20 protein-coding genes, 1 riboswitch and 1 other annotated feature are annotated in these 16,672 nt (G+C 41.7%); of the genes, 10 read left to right on the plus strand and 10 right to left on the minus strand.

Annotated elements, in window-relative coordinates; translation table 11 throughout:
• Nucleotides 1-275 precede the first annotated feature (275 nt).
• The 5 genes from D8802_RS02510 (at nucleotide 276) to D8802_RS02530 (ending at nucleotide 2,193) form a co-directional block, all read left to right on the plus strand.
• Complete coding sequence (locus D8802_RS02510) at nucleotides 276-512, plus strand: GlsB/YeaQ/YmgE family stress response membrane protein (protein WP_084946313.1); 237 nt, start codon at nucleotides 276-278, stop codon at nucleotides 510-512.
• 94 nt (nucleotides 513-606) lie between these two features.
• Nucleotides 607-1,170 (plus strand): alkaline shock response membrane anchor protein AmaP, encoded by a 564-nt coding sequence (gene amaP / locus D8802_RS02515; RefSeq protein ID WP_125394666.1) that lies wholly within the window; start codon nucleotides 607-609, stop codon nucleotides 1,168-1,170.
• Nucleotides 1,171-1,181: 11 nt separating this feature from the next.
• On the plus strand, nucleotides 1,182-1,352 hold the full coding sequence (locus D8802_RS02520; RefSeq protein ID WP_045616759.1) for a DUF2273 domain-containing protein: 171 nt from the start codon (nucleotides 1,182-1,184) through the stop codon (nucleotides 1,350-1,352).
• A gap of 11 nt (nucleotides 1,353-1,363) precedes the next feature.
• The gene (locus D8802_RS02525) at nucleotides 1,364-1,948 is read left to right on the plus strand and encodes an Asp23/Gls24 family envelope stress response protein (protein ID WP_125394667.1); all 585 of its coding nucleotides are present in this window, start codon (nucleotides 1,364-1,366) and stop codon (nucleotides 1,946-1,948) included.
• A 41-nt stretch (nucleotides 1,949-1,989) separates the two neighbouring features.
• The gene (locus D8802_RS02530; protein ID WP_000102420.1) at nucleotides 1,990-2,193 is read left to right on the plus strand and encodes a CsbD family protein; all 204 of its coding nucleotides are present in this window, start codon (nucleotides 1,990-1,992) and stop codon (nucleotides 2,191-2,193) included.
• Between the two features lie 155 nt (nucleotides 2,194-2,348).
• Here the strand turns inward: D8802_RS02530 and D8802_RS02535 are convergent, their stop codons facing one another.
• Nucleotides 2,349-2,804 carry a GNAT family N-acetyltransferase gene (locus D8802_RS02535; protein WP_125394668.1) on the minus strand — a complete coding sequence of 152 codons (456 nt, stop codon included), beginning with the start codon at nucleotides 2,802-2,804 and terminating at the stop codon, nucleotides 2,349-2,351.
• Nucleotides 2,805-2,873: 69 nt separating this feature from the next.
• On the opposite strand from D8802_RS02535, the gene D8802_RS02540 reads away from it, so the two are divergent.
• Complete coding sequence (locus tag D8802_RS02540) at nucleotides 2,874-3,533, plus strand: prepilin peptidase (protein WP_125394669.1); 660 nt, start codon at nucleotides 2,874-2,876, stop codon at nucleotides 3,531-3,533.
• A gap of 51 nt (nucleotides 3,534-3,584) precedes the next feature.
• Here the strand turns inward: D8802_RS02540 and D8802_RS02545 are convergent, their stop codons facing one another.
• From D8802_RS02545 to D8802_RS02580, 8 genes are all read right to left on the minus strand, one after another.
• Nucleotides 3,585-4,148, minus strand: coding sequence for an aminodeoxychorismate/anthranilate synthase component II (locus tag D8802_RS02545; protein ID WP_125394670.1), 564 nt, complete (start codon nucleotides 4,146-4,148; stop codon nucleotides 3,585-3,587).
• Between the two features lie 39 nt (nucleotides 4,149-4,187).
• Entirely contained in the window at nucleotides 4,188-5,366 is a 1,179-nt protein-coding gene (gene trpB / locus D8802_RS02550; protein ID WP_125394671.1) for a tryptophan synthase subunit beta, read from the minus strand.
• A 66-nt stretch (nucleotides 5,367-5,432) separates the two neighbouring features.
• Nucleotides 5,433-5,658: a binding site (T-box leader), on the minus strand.
• Nucleotides 5,659-5,698: 40 nt separating this feature from the next.
• Complete coding sequence (locus D8802_RS02555) at nucleotides 5,699-6,928, minus strand: DegT/DnrJ/EryC1/StrS family aminotransferase (protein WP_185758181.1); 1,230 nt, start codon at nucleotides 6,926-6,928, stop codon at nucleotides 5,699-5,701.
• A gap of 42 nt (nucleotides 6,929-6,970) precedes the next feature.
• Entirely contained in the window at nucleotides 6,971-7,663 is a 693-nt protein-coding gene (locus D8802_RS02560; RefSeq protein WP_125394673.1) for a sugar transferase, read from the minus strand.
• Between the two features lie 103 nt (nucleotides 7,664-7,766).
• Nucleotides 7,767-9,509: an ABC transporter ATP-binding protein gene (locus D8802_RS02565; protein ID WP_125394674.1), complete on the minus strand. Its 1,743-nt coding sequence runs from the start codon at nucleotides 9,507-9,509 to the stop codon at nucleotides 7,767-7,769.
• A complete protein-coding gene (locus D8802_RS02570; protein WP_125394675.1) occupies nucleotides 9,499-11,244 on the minus strand; it encodes an ABC transporter ATP-binding protein in 1,746 nt (581 codons plus the stop codon). The genes D8802_RS02565 and D8802_RS02570 overlap by 11 nt, the downstream gene beginning before the upstream one ends.
• Before the next feature lie 206 nt (nucleotides 11,245-11,450).
• Nucleotides 11,451-12,086, minus strand: a complete 636-nt coding sequence (locus tag D8802_RS02575; RefSeq protein ID WP_125394676.1) for a DUF421 domain-containing protein — start codon at nucleotides 12,084-12,086, stop codon at nucleotides 11,451-11,453.
• Nucleotides 12,083-12,538 carry a DUF3290 family protein gene (locus D8802_RS02580; protein WP_125394677.1) on the minus strand — a complete coding sequence of 152 codons (456 nt, stop codon included), beginning with the start codon at nucleotides 12,536-12,538 and terminating at the stop codon, nucleotides 12,083-12,085. Before D8802_RS02580 ends, D8802_RS02575 begins: the two co-directional genes overlap by 4 nt.
• A 133-nt stretch (nucleotides 12,539-12,671) precedes the next feature.
• On the opposite strand from D8802_RS02580, the gene D8802_RS02585 reads away from it, so the two are divergent.
• The 4 genes from D8802_RS02585 to D8802_RS02600 all read left to right on the plus strand — a co-directional run bounded on the left by D8802_RS02585 (nucleotide 12,672) and on the right by D8802_RS02600 (nucleotide 16,090).
• Complete coding sequence (locus D8802_RS02585; protein WP_125394678.1) at nucleotides 12,672-13,499, plus strand: exodeoxyribonuclease III; 828 nt, start codon at nucleotides 12,672-12,674, stop codon at nucleotides 13,497-13,499.
• A gap of 11 nt (nucleotides 13,500-13,510) precedes the next feature.
• Complete coding sequence (locus D8802_RS02590) at nucleotides 13,511-13,897, plus strand: bleomycin resistance protein (RefSeq protein ID WP_020901633.1); 387 nt, start codon at nucleotides 13,511-13,513, stop codon at nucleotides 13,895-13,897.
• A 133-nt stretch (nucleotides 13,898-14,030) separates the two neighbouring features.
• Nucleotides 14,031-14,126, plus strand: a riboswitch (purine riboswitch).
• Between the two features lie 120 nt (nucleotides 14,127-14,246).
• Nucleotides 14,247-14,828 carry a xanthine phosphoribosyltransferase gene (locus D8802_RS02595; RefSeq protein ID WP_125394679.1) on the plus strand — a complete coding sequence of 194 codons (582 nt, stop codon included), beginning with the start codon at nucleotides 14,247-14,249 and terminating at the stop codon, nucleotides 14,826-14,828.
• Nucleotides 14,828-16,090, plus strand: coding sequence for a nucleobase:cation symporter-2 family protein (locus tag D8802_RS02600; RefSeq protein WP_125394680.1), 1,263 nt, complete (start codon nucleotides 14,828-14,830; stop codon nucleotides 16,088-16,090). The genes D8802_RS02595 and D8802_RS02600 overlap by 1 nt, the downstream gene beginning before the upstream one ends.
• A 322-nt stretch (nucleotides 16,091-16,412) precedes the next feature.
• On the opposite strand, the gene D8802_RS02605 is transcribed toward D8802_RS02600, so the two are convergent.
• On the minus strand, nucleotides 16,413-16,667 hold the full coding sequence (locus D8802_RS02605; RefSeq protein WP_000262667.1) for a DUF3165 family protein: 255 nt from the start codon (nucleotides 16,665-16,667) through the stop codon (nucleotides 16,413-16,415).
• Nucleotides 16,668-16,672: the final 5 nt, after the last annotated feature.

Raw genomic sequence — 16,672 nt, forward strand, 5'->3', positions numbered from 1 at the left:
AAAATAAACGATTGTCTTTCAATCTTTATGCAATTATACCATATAATAAAGCATATTTATCATCTTACAACGACTTTTGCTTACTACAAAAAGACTAGTCTAATCACTTAGAAACTCAGTAGAATCAAGCTTTTCTTATTTATATGTATCTAGAGTACATGTTTACAGTAGGGAATTTAAGACAAATTATTATCTTTCCATATTTAAATGTTATATAATTAACTTAATCAAAGGAATTGATTCTTTGATTTAGAAATAGAAAAGGAGGATACGCTATGTTGTGGTCTATTATTGTAGGAGGCCTTATCGGTCTCATCGCAGGTGCAATCACTAAAAAAGGTGGTTCAATGGGAGTAATTGCTAACATCTTTGCAGGACTTATAGGTTCATCTGTTGGGCAATCACTTTTTGGAAGTTGGGGTCCTTCCTTAGCTGGAATGTCTATTATTCCGTCAATTGCAGGTGCAGTGATTGTTGTTGCTGTCGTTTCATTCCTACTAGGAAAAAAATAAAATTCACCTAGTAGACATAAGTACTGAGCTATAATTTTAAATATTTTAGACGGGTAAGATTATAGTTTAAAACTTTTTATTGAAAGGATTTAATATGTCAAACTCAAAGAAAATACTGTTACTTATTTTCTGTATTTTAATCTTGACTATTTTCCTTCCTATTCTCATAGATTATCATGAAGTCAGTGATTTAGGAATTCAATTATTTAGCTGGAGACAGCTTTATCTTGAATTCGTAATTTCTAGATATATCTTTTGGGGAACACTTGTCCTATCTGCTTTAGTTTTAATTCTAATATTAGTGATACTCTTCTATCCTAAACAATATTTAGAAATTCAGCTAGCAGAAAAAAAAGATACGTTAAAACTTAGAAATTCGGCTATCGAAAGCTTTGTGCGCTGCTTAGTGATTGATCATAGATTTATGAAAGATCCTAAAGTCCAAGTAAATAGCCGTAAAAATAAATGTTTCGTTTATGTTGAAGGCACAATTCTTCCTTCAGAAAACATCTCGAGTAGATGTCAATTCATTCAGAATGAAATAACTCATGGATTAAAGCGGTTCTTTGGCATTGATAAAGAGGTAGGTCTGCGAGTTTCAGTCAAGGAATATAACCCTCAAAAATCAACTAAAAAGTCTCTTAGTCGTGTGAAGTAAGGAAGTAAAATATGGAATGGTTTAAAAAATATCAGTATCCAATTATTGCAGGTCTAGTAGGTGTCATTCTCGCTTGCTTTATCTTATCCTTTGGCTTTTTCAAAACACTATTTGTACTAATTTGTGGAGGCTTAGGGGCATTTGCTGGATATTATGTTAAGGAAAAATATTTAAATAAATAAAGGAGTCTCGTATGTCAAACGTAGATAAAAATGTAGAAAAAAAAGATACCACTGTTGTTTCTCAAGATGTTAAAGGGGAACTCACTTATGAAGATAAAGTCATCCAAAAAATCATTGGTCTTTCACTTGAAAAAGTACCTGGACTTTTGGATGTGGATGGAGGATTCTTCTCTAATCTAACAGAAAAAATTATCAATACTGATAACGTAACACGCGGTGTCAATGTTGAAGTTGGGAAAGAACAAGTTGCAGTTGACTTGAACATTGTTGTTGAATACCAAAAGAATGTTCCAGCTTTGTATAAAGAAATCAAAGATGTTGTCGTATCACAAGTTACAAAAATGACTGATCTAGAAGTTGTTGAAGTCAACGTCAATGTTGTTGACATCAAAACAAAAGAACAGCATGAAGCAGATTCAGTTAGCCTCCAAGACCGAGTAACTGACGTGGCTTCTTCAACAGGAGAATTTGCTTCAGAACAATTTGAAAAAGTGAAATCTGGTATCGGGTCAGGTGTCGCTACAGTTCAAGAAAAAGTCGGCGAAGGTGTTGAAGCTGTTAAGGGCGAAACAAAGGAAAATGCTCGCGTACACTAATTCATCTAATCAAAATCAATCAATTTAAAGGAGGCAGAATTATGTCAACAGAAGAAAAACTAAATCAAGCAAAAGGTTCCATTAAAGAAGGTGTCGGCAAAATGATCGGCGATGAAAAAATGGAAAAAGAAGGTGCAGCTGAAAAAGTAGTATCTAAAGTAAAAGAAGTTGCTGAAGATGCTAAAGACGCTGTCGAAGGCGCTATTGAAGGTGTCAAAAACATGCTTCACAAAGATGAAAAATAAGGCTAAACGTTAATTGACCTTTTTATCTATAGTAGTCAAAAAGAGGACATTTATGGTCCTCTTTTTTTGTAGATCAGATTCTAAACACCTTCCCAATTTTCGTTAAAAGAAATTTTCAATAAGAAAAGCCTTGGAATCAAGGCTTTTTTTACTTTCTATCTCCCCTTTTTCATGATGTATTTTCGTATAGGTACTTCAACCATTTGAACGATTTCAAATCCTGCTTTTTGGTAAAGCTTGTAAGCTCTTTGATTTGCCTCGTAGACATTTAGAGAAATAGTGTCTATGTCTTCATTTTCAAAGGCCAAACTAACAAATTTTCTTAAAGCCTGGCTACCTAAGCCCTGTCCCTGTTTCTGGGGGTTGATAAAAAATCTCCCGATATGAAGATTCCTGTCTTCTAGCCTGATTTTCTGGATAAGCCCCACAAACTCTTGTCCATCAAAGATTGAAAAGATTCCTTCCAAATCTTGCAAGATTTGAATTGTTAAGGGAAAAGGAATCATTGTTCCCATCCATTGTTCTTGAAAGGATTTGCCAAGAGAGTTAGACCATTGGCATACGAGCTGAGCATTTTCTGTGCTCATATTTTCTTCAAAACGAATCATCATCTTGACCTCACCATCTTATCTATGTTTCTCCATTATACTACTTCTTCTATTTTTTACGAATAGATAAGTATGATTGATTTTTATTTTTTTCTTGTTGGGAGCATTTTCGCTTCCTTTCTTGGTTTGGTTATTGACCGTTTTCCTGAGCAATCCATTATCAGTCCAGCTAGTCACTGCGATTCCTGTCAGACTCGCTTGCGTCCGCTAGATTTGATTCCTATCCTTTCGCAGGTGGTTAATCGCTTTCGCTGTCGCTACTGCAAGATTCGCTATCCATTCTGGTATGCCCTCTTTGAACTAGGCTTAGGGTTACTCTTTCTAGCTTGGTCTTGGGACTTTCTTTCCTTGGGTCAAGTCATCCTAATCACTGCTGGCTTGACCTTAGGCATCTACGACTTTCGCCATCAGGAATATCCCTTACTAGTCTGGCTGACTTTCCACCTAATCCTCATGGCCTGCTCTGGTTGGAATCTAGTCATGGTCTTCTTCCTTGTTCTCGGAATCATGGCTCATTTTATCGACATCCGTATAGGAGCAGGTGATTTTCTCTTTTTAGCTTCTTGTTCCCTAGTCTTTAGTGCGACAGAACTACTCATCTTAATCCAGTTTGCTTCTGCGACGGGGATTATAGCCTTTCTCCTGCAAAAGAAAAAGGAAAGACTTCCTTTCGTGCCTTTCCTCTTACTGGCTGCTTGTTTGATTATTTTTGGTAAGCTAGTAATTCTCTGATAATCCTGCTCTCTTTTATGGAGGGCTTTTCAATTAAGTGAAATTTTCCAGTTAAATTACTTTCTCAATAAAATTTCGAATAGTGGACAAACCATCTGGCGTGCCGATACTTTCTGGATGGTACTGGAAACCGTAGATAGGCAGGTTCTTGTGCTGAATTCCCATAATGACTTGATCATCCGTCGACCGAGCTGTAACTTCAAAATCTTCAGGTAATTCCTCCACCATAAGACTATGGTAACGCATGACTGAACATTTGTTCTCTATTCCATCATAGAGAATGGATGGAGCTTCAAATTGTAGCTGACTTTGTTTACCGTGCATGACCTTGGTAGCTAAGCCGAGTTTTCCACCGAATGCCTCAGCAAGGGCCTGATGTCCAAGACAAATCCCTAAAATTGGTTTTCGGCCTGCAAAATCTCGAATCATTTCCTCCATTTTCCCAGCATCAGCCGGCCAACCAGGTCCAGGTGAAAAGACAAGAGCATCCGCCTTTTCTGCAAACTCATAGAGGCGAGAATCATCGTTTCTCAATACCTCAACAGAAGAAAAGGTTCCAATATACTGAGCGAGATTGTAGGTAAAGGAATCATAGTTATCAATCAATAATATCATTGTTTTTACTCCTGTTTGGTTGCTTGCAAAACGTATCTCTTATTTTTTAGCTTCTAGGTAGTCTGCAATAGCAGCTACGTCCTTGTCTCCACGACCAGAGACATTGATGATGATAATGTCATCCTTACTAAGTTTCGGTGCACGTTTGACTGCTTCTGCGATAGCGTGCGAACTTTCAATCGCTGGGATAATCCCTTCTGTCTTGCTGAGAAGGAGCATGGCTTGAACAGCTTCTTCATCTGTCGCTGCCACATATTCCACGCGACCAGAATCTTTAAAGTAGGCGTGTTCTGGGCCAACGCCTGGATAGTCCAAACCAGCTGAGATAGAGTAAACTGGCGCCAGCTCTCCATCTTCCTTAAAGACTGCATAAGTCTTCATACCATCGACAATTCCGACACTACCTTTTGTCATAGTGGCTGCGTGCTTGTCTGTATCAAGTCCGTGACCAGCAGCTTCGACCCCAACCAATTTGACTTCTTCATCAGCCACATACTGTGAAAAAGCACCGATGGCATTAGAACCACCACCTACACAGGCAATGACGTAGTCTGGTAAACGGCCTTCTTTTTCTAAGATTTGACGACGAGATTCTTCACTGATGACCTTTTGGAATTCATGAACAATGGTAGGATAAGGATGAGGGCCTACAGCAGATCCCAAAACGTAGAAGGCTTCAAGGTCATTTATCCATGCTCCAAAGGCTGCATCGACCGCATCCTTGAGAGTTCGTGTCCCAGTTTCAACCGCGTGAACGGTCGCTCCCATCATCTCCATGCGGAAAACATTGAGACGTTGACGTTCCACATCCTCTGCTCCCATGTAGACATCACAAGCCATACCAAACTTGGCTGCAGCCGCTGCTGTCGCAACACCGTGTTGACCAGCTCCTGTTTCCGCAATCACTCGTTTTTTGCCCATACGTTTGGCAAGAAGGATTTGCCCTAAAACGTTGTTAAGCTTGTGAGAACCCAGGTGGTTAAGGTCTTCGCGCTTGAGATAAATCTTAGTCCCACCTAGGTGATCTGTCAAACTTTCCGCAAAATAAAGCGGTGTTTCGCGACCTGAATAGTCCTTCAAGTAATGGCGAAATTCTGCCAAAAACTCTGGATCATCCTTGTACTTGTCAAATGTCACTTCCAACTCATCCAGCAAAGCCTGAATCGGCTCTGGTACAAAACTTCCACCAAATTGTCCAAAATATCCTTTAGTTGTCATAAAATTTTTCCTCTTTCAGTATTAATTTAAAGATATGAAAAAAGCCCACACACAGAAAACAATCTGTGTGAGGGCGTTGGTAACGCGGTGCCACCTCAATTATAAAGGGACTATTCCCCTTTACATCTCTGCCTTGTCTAACAACAAGTTGCACTGTAAGGTGTGCGCACCGAATTTTCATTGTTTCAAATTCATTTTTTAAATCAGCCCACTTTCACTACTTCTAACCACCTGTTCACAATCACCACAGGCTCCCTGAAGATCAAAAATAGTTACTTTTCTGATTTGTTGAGAATATTATATGCTATTGTCCGCTTTTTGTCAAGATTTTTTTATGATTTTTTTCCAGAACNGAGGATTTCTTCAGAAATTCTCACCAAAGTCTGAACGATGTAATCAACTTCTTCATCGCTTAATTTTGTATGAAGAGGAAGCGTAATTTCATTTTCAAAGAAGGCATAGGCTTTTGGATAATCTGCCATATCAAAACCAAGATTCTTATAGGCTGTCAAGAGAGGAAGTGGTTTGTAGTGTACATTACTTGCAATTCCTGCTTTGGCCAATTCTTGGATAATACGATTACGCTCTTCTAGACTGGCACCTTCTACATGGGTGATGTAGAGGTGGCGACTTGATTCGACAGTATCAGTCTTGTGCGACAATGGATGGATGCGAGAACCAGCAAAACCACGATCATAACGATCCACGATATCCTTACGACGTTGTAGCAAAGCTGGGTAACGGTCCAATTGTACCAAACCAAGCGAAGCCATGATATCCGTCATGTTACACTTGTAGGCCGGCGTTACGATATCGTATTCCCATGAACCCAGTTGCATCTTGGCAAGAGCATCTTTGGTTTGACCATGAAGGGAAAGGATTTGGAATTCCTTGTACATTTCTTCGTCGTCAATTGCTGGATTGGCTTTCCAAGTCGCACTTCCTCCCTCTGCCGTTGTAAAGTTCTTAACGGCATGGAATGAGAAGGAAGTAAAGTCAGCAATAGAACCAGCTGGTTGTCCTTTGTAAGTAGATCCCAAAGCATGAGCGCTATCTGAGACAATGACAATACGGTTAAAGGCTTTTTGCCACTTGCTAGCAGCTGTAAAGAGGTCACGTTTTTTCTCCACGACTTGGAACAAACGGTCATAGTCGCAAACAATCCCTGCAAGCTCTACTGGAATAATCACCTTAGTCTTTTCAGTAATGGCTTGCTCAAGCAAGTCATAGTCCATCTCAAACGTATCTGCTTGGATATCCACCATGACGGGTGTCGCACCTACGTGAGTGATGACACTACATGAAGCTGTGTAAGTCATAGCTGGAACGATGACTTCATCACCAGGGCCCACTTCCAAAACACGTAAAATCAACTCAAGAGCGGCTGTCGCAGAGTTGAGGCAGACAGTCTTAGGTGTCTGTGTGTATTGGGACAAGCGACGCTCCAGTTCTTTTGTCTTAGGTCCTGTTGTGATCCAACCAGAACGAAGGGTATCGGCTACTTCAGCAATTTCAGCTTCGGTAATATCAGGTGGTGAAAATGGAATATTGTAATTTGGCATTGATTTGCTCCTTTTATCTGTACTCATTTTCTTATGACTACTTTATTTTAGTACTTCAAACACGGTTTGAAACATGATTTTGATGTCTCCAAGGAAACTAAACTCTCGGAGATAAGAAAGGTTATAGCGCATCTTTTCAGGAAGAACATGTTCGACATAGGCCTGGTCAACTGACAGACCTTTCTCCGTCATTTGACTGATAATGGTGTCCTCATCCTTGTAGTTGATACTGGCTGGAGAGGTAATCCCTGCTGGCAAGAGCAAGGTCGCCATCATTTCAGGACTATACTGCTCCGTGTAGCGTGGCACCTCAGGTCTTGTGCCTACAAAGGACATCTCGCCTTTAAGGACATTGACCAGCTGAGGCAGTTCGTCCAAGCGCACACGGCGGATGAAATTTCCAACCTTGGTAATGCGGCTATCGTTAGCAGAAGTCACCAGACTTCCTTTTTTATCCGCATCCGTTACCATAGTACGGAACTTCCAAATCTTGAACGAACGGTTGTACTGGGTCACGCGCTCTTGCTTGTAAATGACAGGTCCCTTGCTATCCAACTTGATCCAAATGCTCAAGATAAGAAAGACGGGAGAAGTCAAAAGTAGCAAAAACAGGGCCAGAACCCAATCCAGGCAACGCTTAAAAATCAGCGAACCCTTCCTTTTAGAGACAAGCTGGTAGTAAGACTCAACCTCGCTTGATTGCATTTCCACGGGCAAGTCTTCCCATTTCAGCATGCTGTTTCTCCTTTGTTTTTATTATACTATTTGTCAACATTTTTCATTATACCACAAAATGAAAAAGGCGGTGCAAGAAAGCTGTAATTTGGAGGAATTCTTATTAGGACATGGTCCCTGCCTGCAAGCTATACATCTTATGATAGGTTCCTCCCAAGGCCAAGAGTTCCTCATGGGTTCCACTCTCGATGATACGCCCCTTGTCCAAGACATAAATGCAGTTGGCGTCCTGGATGGTCGAAAGGCGATGAGCAATAGCAATGGTCGTCCTACCCTGTCTCATCTTAGCTAGGGAATCTTGAACCAAACTTTCTGTTTCAGAGTCAATATTGGCTGTCGCTTCATCCAAAATCAGGATTTTAGGCTGACTGGCGACTGTTCTAGCGAAGGCAAGAAGCTGGCGCTGGCCAGTAGAGAAGCTCGAACCACGCTCAGACACAGGTGCATCATAACCCAGAGGAAGGTCCTGAATAAAGGAATCTGCATCGACAAAGGCAGCCGCATTCTGGACCTCTTCATCACTAAGATCTTGATACATGGCGATATTGGACTTGATGGTCCCGTGATAGAGGAAGGGTTCCTGCAAGACTAGCCCGATGTTTTTTCTCAGCTCTTCCTGACTGTAGTTCCTGATATCCACCCCATCCAAGAGAACTCGGCCTGACTGAAATTCATAAAAGCGCATGAGGACATTGATAATCGATGATTTTCCTGAACCTGTATGCCCTACAAAGGCAATGGTTTCACCCTTCTTAACTGAAAAGGAAATGTCATCCAGAATCTGGTGTTTGCCATCATAAGAGAAACAGACATGTTCAAAACGGATATTGCCTTCTTTGACTTTAGCTTGCCCATCTTCTTGAAGAGGCTCATAGGTCCTCTCATCAATCAAGGCGAAAATACGGCCTGCAGATACCATGGATGTTTGAAGGGTTGAAAAGTTTTGCGTCACCTCAATCAAGGGATCAAAAAGACGATTGATATACTGGATAAAGGCATACATGGTTCCTGCCGTTATCCCGATAGAAAAACCACGGTAACCAAAGTAAGCCATCAAAACGGCGTAGCCTAAGAGTTTCAGCAAACTCATGGCAGGTCTCAAAAAGAGGGCATCCAAGGCTACAGAATGGTTGGCATAGACCAAGTGTTCTTGGTTAATCTCATCAAATTCTGCCTGCAGGCGCTTCTCTTGATTAAAGGCCTGGATAATCCTGATTCCCTCAATATTCTCTGCCAGCTTACTATTGATATCTGACAAGAGACTTCTGGTTTTCTCGATGATTTTCACTGACTTTTTCCGGTAGAGATTGACCAACAGAAAAATCAAGGGTAGAAAGAGCAAGACTAAAGCTGTCAAACGAAAATCCAGCACCAACATGGTATACAGAGTTGTCAGAAAGATGAAAACTGCTGAAATAAAGCTGGATAAAATCCCTGAAAACATATCACTGATGGTCTCGGTATCATTGGTCAAACGAGAGACGATGGAACCTGCTGGCGTCTTGTCAAAATAAGACATGCCCAGTTTCTCCATATTGGCAAAGGCATCGCGACGAATATCCCTAACAATACTGTAGGACACCCGCGCAAAGAGAAGATTCCCGACATACTGGACCAGAGTTTGCAGGATATAAAGACCATAGTAGGCCAGCAAAACGGTCACGGCCAGTTGATTAAGATTGCTGAGGTACTGGTCGATAAAGTGGGAAGCCACAAGGGGAATGACACTTTTAATGACTGTAGTCACGAGGAGAAAACTGAGTGCCAAAAAGGTCAGGAGGCCATATGGCTTGAGATAGGACATCAAGCGCTTCAATACAGCCCATTGTTCTTTCTTATTCTGCATCTTCTTCTCCTTTCATTTCCAACTGCTGAGACTGGTAGGTTTGGGCATACCAGCCATCTAGGGCTAGCAGTTCTTCGTGCGTGCCCCGTTCGATAATTTGACCATTTTGCAGAACCAAAATCAGATCTGCATGGACAACTGCACTGAGACGATGAGCTGTAATAATGGTTGTCTTGTCCTTCCGCGTCTCCTTGAGATTGTCGATAATCGCATACTCTGTCTTGGCATCCACGGCTGACAAGGAATCATCTAAAATCAAGATATCAGGATCTAAAATCATAGCTCGACTCATGGCCAGACGTTGCTTTTGCCCACCAGAAAGACTGACTCCCTTTTCACCGATAACTGTATCAAATCCCTGAGGCATGTCTACAATGTCTTGATATACTTGAGCTAGTTTAGTCGCTTCCTCGACCGCTGAAAGGGGCAAGTTAGGATTGCCAAAGCGGATATTGTCTAAGATAGAGGTCGCAAAGAGGAACTGATCCTGAGGGACATAGCCCATGAGACCACGAAGGTCTGTCAGACGATAGTCCCGAATATCATGACCATTTAGATAAATGGCTCCCTTATCCACATCGTATTCACGCAAGAGGAGTTTGAGCAAGGACGTTTTTCCAGAGCCTGTCTGACCAACCAAGCCCAGAGTTTGCCCTTTTTCCAAACTAAAGTGAATATCCGTCAGTGTCTCCTCATTTTCAAAGGCAAAACTGTCAATGGCGTATTCCAAACGTCCATTTTCTATACCATCTAAAGGAAACTCAGGATCTTGTACAGGTGATTCCTGAGATAAAAGATCCTCAATCCGTTGGTAAGAAACCTTTCCTCGCTGAGTGATATTAAAGAGGAAGCCAATGGCCATAAGAGGCCAGACCAGCATATCCAAATAACTGATAAAGGTGACTAGATTGCCAACCGTAATCTGCCCCTCTTGAACCATCAAGGAACCGACCAAGAGGGTTAAAACATAGGATGAACCAACAAAAAGCAGAACCATAGGGTCAAAGAGACTATCATATTTCATGGTTTGCAGATTCTTTTGGAAGGTCAATTCATTGACTTCCTGAAAGGACTTCAGCTCGTCCGCCTGATAACCGAAAGACTTGGTCACTTTGATACCCGATACAGACTCCTGCACCTTGTTATTGAGCTCAGAAAAGGCAGCCTGTGATTCGCCAAAGGCCTTATGGGTCTTTCTCCCTAGACGACTAGTCGCATAAGCCATAAAAGGCAAGGGAAGAATGGCAACCAAGGTCATCTGCCATGAAATGCTAAAAAGCATGGTCAGCAAAGTCACCAGAGCCGTGATGGAAGCATCCACTGCTGACATGACTCCGCCACCTGCGAGACGAGTTAGGGCATTGATATCATTGGTAGCGTGTGCCATCAGGTCCCCCGTCCGATAGGTCTGATAAAAGGCTGGCGACATTTTTGTGAAATGCTCAAACAAGCGAGACCGCATGATCTGCCCCAAACGGTAGGAAGTTCCAAGGATATACATGCGCCAAACATAGCGTAGATAGTACATACCCAAAGCTGCAAAAAGCAGATAAAGGAGGTTCAAAATCAGGTCCTGTTGGGTTAATTGTCCCCCAGTGATGGCGTCAATCACCCGTCCCATAACCATGGGGGGAATGAGATTAAGGACGGAAACCAAGACCAAGGCCACAATCCCGACTAGATAACGGCGCTTTTCTAACTTGAAAAACCACCAGAGTTTTTGAATAATGGACATAAAATCCCTTTCTGATTGCAAATGGAAACCTGAGGCCAAGACTCAATGAAAATCAAAGAGCAAACTAGGAAACTAGCCGCAGGTTGCTCAAAGCACTGCTTTGAGGTTGTAGATAGAACTGACGAAGTCAGTAACCTACATACGGCAAGGCGACGTTGACGCAGTTTGAATTTGATTTTTGAAGAGTACAAGACCCCAGGTTTTTCTTATTCATAGGTTACAACTGTGACGGCACCCTTGTCATACTCAGCGATAAAGATATTGGCCACATTGTCATGCCCTTGTTTGCTGAGATTATCAAGCAACCACTCTTCGCTACGGTCAATATATTCCAAAACATCGACTTGGATCACACCGTCAGTCACAACTGGATACTTAGGATTTTCATCTCCCATTTGGACCACGATGAGTTGGCCATTTTGCTCATGCACAGCTCGTTTGACCTGTTTCATCTGGAAAATTCCTTGGCTACGGAGCTTAAGTGCTACGTCCGCTGCTGATAAACCAACTGAACGACAGGCTTCTGGGTCAATCTGCCCATTTTTGATAAGGAGAGTTGGTTTTCCATCAATCAAGCGTTTGACAAAACGAACATTGTTATTGAGCCACTTGAGGGTCAAGACCAAAATCGTCCACATCATCAAAATCACTGCGTACTGCAGAATGCTGATTGAACTATTGTAAATCACCCCACCGATGATCCCCCCGAGTACATAGTTCTGAATTTGGTCTGTAGCAGAGTTAGGTGCTAGATTCCCCTTTCCTGTCACATTAATAACAAAAACAAGAGAGAAAAGACCCAAGGCCAGTTTGATTAAAATTTCCATATAATTGAGTGTCATTTGTTTACCTCCACCAATTCAATAGCGTCTGTTTGATGCAATTCTAATTTCTCTAAAAGATACTTGTCTGGTTGGCTCCCGTTCATGGCACGATAGAAATTTGAACCTACCTTGATAAGTGCTCCATCAGTGGCTGCAGAAGTATTGACATAAACTTCTGATTTATCCACTCCCAAGTCTTTGGAAACAACCTCTATGAAATGAAGGGAAGTTTGAAATTGGTTGTTAGAGGCTTGATTGGTCTGGTATTTTGAGATTGTTACCAAAAGCATGGCTACCAAGGTCAAGGCCAAAATCATGACCAATTCCCGAAACTTAGTCCACTTTTTATCTCGATAGGCTTTAAAAGCAAAAAATCCTGTGATAGCTAGGAGCACAATCCCAAAGCCAATCATGATTCCATTTTGCTGACTGATTTGGCTAAGTACATAGTCATATGAGTAAAATTTCATTTATTTTCACTCCCTTTCATAAAATCATTCTTCATTATAAACGAAAGAGAGTGATTTTTTAAGCCATACGTTGGGGAAATAGACCTTTTTTTGGTATAATAAAATCTATAATCTGAATGAAAAAGGTAACTTTATGAAACTTATCTCATGGAATATTGATTCCCTCAATGCAGCCCTAACTAGTGACTCAGCTCGTGCCAAATTGTCCCAAGAAGTCCTCCAAACCTTGGTCGCTGAAAATGCTGATATCATTGCTATCCAAGAAACCAAGCTTTCTGCCAAGGGTCCTACAAAGAAACACTTGGAAATTTTAGAAGAACTCTTCCCAGGCTACGAAAACACGTGGCGCTCTTCCCAAGAACCTGCCCGTAAAGGCTATGCTGGAACCATGTTCCTCTATAAGAAAGAACTTACACCTACTATCAGCTTCCCAGAAATCGGTGCCCCTTCTACCATGGATTCTGAAGGCCGTATCATCACCCTAGAATTTGATGAATTTTTCGTGACCCAAGTTTACACACCAAATGCTGGTGATGGCCTCAAACGCTTGGAAGAACGCCAAGTCTGGGATGTGAAATATGCTGAATACTTGGCTGAACTAGACAAAGAAAAACCAGTCCTTGCTACAGGTGATTACAACGTAGCCCACAAGGAAATCGACCTTGCAAATCCTGCCAGCAACCGCCGTTCCCCAGGATTTACCGACGAGGAACGTGCTGGATTTACCAATCTCTTGGCAACTGGATTCACCGACACCTTCCGTCATATTCACGGTGATATCACAGAGCGCTACACTTGGTGGGCACAACGCAGCAAGACTTCTAAAATCAACAATACAGGCTGGAGAATCGACTACTGGCTCACTAGCAACCGCATAGTTGACAAGGTGACCAAGTCTGATATGATTGACTCTGGTGCGCGCCAAGACCACACACCCATTGTCATGGAGATTGAGCTCTAAGGAGAAAGCTAATGGACTATCAAGCTGTCATTCCTGAATTTGTAGTATCTGACCTCGAAAAGTCACGCCACTTCTACTGCGACTTGCTGGGATTTTCTGTCGAATACGAGCGTCCAGAGGAGAAATTTCTCTTCCTCTCGCTTGAAGACTGCCAACTTATGCTAGAAGAAGGCAGCACAGAAGAATTAGCCCAACTAACCTATCCTTTCGGGCGCGGTGTCAATATTTCCTTTGGCATTGAAGATGTCCCTCAGCTCCACCAAAAACTGCTGGAAGCTGACTATCCTATCCATCGTCCGCTGACCAAAAGAGAATTTCGAGTGGGAGATAGCTTTATTTACCCTCATGAATTTGCGATTTTGGATCCTGATGGTTATTTTTTAAGATTTAGCGAATAGAATATTCGAAACCTACAATACTGTATCGTCTTGTAGGTTTCTTTTTTTGTTCGTTTTTTCATTAAAACACTAACAAAATATTTGATTTCTAAAGCTATTTAGTGTAAAATAATGACATTAACGCTATTGCGTTTGATAATAGTACCATTTTACTTGTTTATGTCGTGAATTGGCACGACGTTTCTACAAGGTGCCGTAACACCTAACAATGAGTATGTCAGCTGAAGGTATAGTTTTGGCCATGCCTATTTTGGGGACTTACTTAGAGGATTAAGTAGGTCCTTTTTCTATTTCTTGCTAGAAACTCTAAACAAGCAAATGAAGCATCTTTTAGACTTTAGGAGGTCTTATGAAATTATTAGAAGAGCGCATCCTTCAGGATGGGCATATCTTGGGTGACAACATCCTCAAGGTAGATTCCTTTTTAACCCACCAAGTTGACTATCGTTTGATGCGGGAGATTGGTAAGGTTTTTGCGGAAAAATTCGCGTCTGCTGGCATTACCAAGGTTGTAACGATTGAAGCTTCAGGGATCACCCCAGCTGTTTTTACAGCTGAAGCCTTAGATGTTCCCATGATTTTCGCAAAGAAAGCTAAAAACATCACTATGAACGAAGGCATCTTAACTGCTGAGGTTTACTCCTTTACCAAGCAGGTGACGAGCACGGTTTCCATCGCTGGGAAATTCCTATCACCTGAGGACAAGGTCTTGATTATCGATGATTTCCTAGCCAATGGACAAGCTGCCAAAGGATTGATCCAAATCATCGAACAGGCCGGAGCAAAAGTCGAAGCTATCGGAATTGTTATCGAAAAATCCTTCCAAGATGGTCGTGACTTGCTCGAGAAAGCCGGCTACCCAGTCCTATCACTCGCTCGCTTGGATCGTTTCGAAAATGGTCAGGTCGTATTTAAGGAGGCAGATCTCTAATGCAAAAACAAGAAAAACATTCACAAGCAGCCGTTCTTGGCTTACAGCACTTACTAGCCATGTACTCAGGTTCTATCCTGGTTCCTATCATGATTGCGACAGCTCTTGGCTATTCAGCTGAGCATTTGACCTACTTAATCTCCACAGATATCTTCATGTGTGGGGTGGCCACCTTCCTCCAACTCCAACTCAACAAATACTTTGGTGTTGGACTACCAGTCGTTCTTGGAGTTGCCTTCCAATCCGTTGCTCCTTTGATTATGATCGGACAAAGCCACGGTAGCGGAGCTATGTTTGGTGCCCTTATCGTTTCAGGGATTTATGTGGTTCTGATTTCAGGCATTTTCTCAAAAGTTGCCAATCTCTTCCCATCTATCGTAACAGGATCTGTTATTACCACGATTGGATTGACCTTGATTCCTGTTGCTATTGGAAATATGGGAAATAATGTTCCAGAGCCAACTGGTCAAAGTCTCTTGCTTGCAGTTATCACTGTTCTAATTATCCTCTTGATTAACATCTTTACCAAAGGATTTATCAAGTCTATCTCCATTTTGATTGGTCTGGTTGTTGGAACTGCCATTGCTGCTACTATGGGCTTGGTTGATTTCTCCCCTGTTGCGGCAGCACCACTAGTCCATGTCCCAACTCCCCTCTACTTTGGGGTGCCAACTTTTGAAATCTCCTCTATTGTCATGATGTGTATCATTGCAACGGTTTCTATGGTTGAATCCACTGGTGTTTACCTAGCCTTGTCAGATATTACTAATGACCCAATCGACAGCACGCGCCTTCGCAACGGTTATCGTGCAGAAGGTCTGGCCGTACTTCTCGGAGGAATTTTTAACACCTTCCCTTACACAGGATTTTCACAAAACGTTGGTCTGGTTAAATTATCAGGTATCAAAACCCGTCTGCCAATCTACTATGCAGCTGGTTTCCTAGTCCTCCTTGGACTCCTACCTAAGTTTGGTGCCCTAGCTCAAATCATTCCGAGCCCTGTTCTTGGAGGGGCCATGCTGGTGATGTTTGGTTTTGTTTCCCTTCAAGGGATGCAAATCCTCGCCCGCGTTGACTTTGCTAACAATGAACACAACTTCCTTATCGCAGCTGTATCCATCGCTGCAGGTGTCGGACTCAACAATAGTAATCTCTTCGTCAGCATGCCAACAGCCTTCCAAATGTTCTTCTCAAACGGAATCGTCGTAGCCAGCCTACTTGCCATTGTCCTCAATGCAATATTAAATCATAAGAAGAAATAAAAAAAGAGGTACGAACCTCCAGATTGAAGAAAAGTTCATTTTGGACGATTTCTTCAATCTTTTTCTTTCGGTCCAAAATAAGACTACCCTTGGAAAAATTGGAATAATAGCCCTTTCTGAGAAAATATACGTTAAATCAGAAATTAAATTATTTCCAAAATAATTGTAAGAGTATCCACTTTCTAATAGATCGCTCAAAAAGTCTTCAAAATCATAAAAACGCATAATATCAGGCATTCAAAAACCTTGATATTATGCGTTTTATCATGGAAAAATTTACTGGATCTTCTCCTCAAATTGAGTCATTGCCCAGCTTCTTCTATTATCTTCTCTTACCTTTTTTTACAGGCATGAGCGTAATGTCTCTCAAGCTAAAGTAGGCTAGGACCAGCATGGCTATTGTGACAAAGAATTCTGTCGGTAATTGGAAGATTTGCAAGATGGACAACATCAGCAAGATCAAGAGTGCAACAACTACAAAGACCAAGATAACGATGTTAACTGTTCCTTTGATACTTTGGGGTGTCGCAAATACATAGAGTAGTAATAAGAGTATCCCTATGATTAAATAGACCATCTTTA

It is taken from the genome of Streptococcus oralis (assembly GCF_003943395.1).
GTDB classification, from domain to species: Bacteria; Bacillota; Bacilli; order Lactobacillales; family Streptococcaceae; genus Streptococcus; species Streptococcus oralis_BF.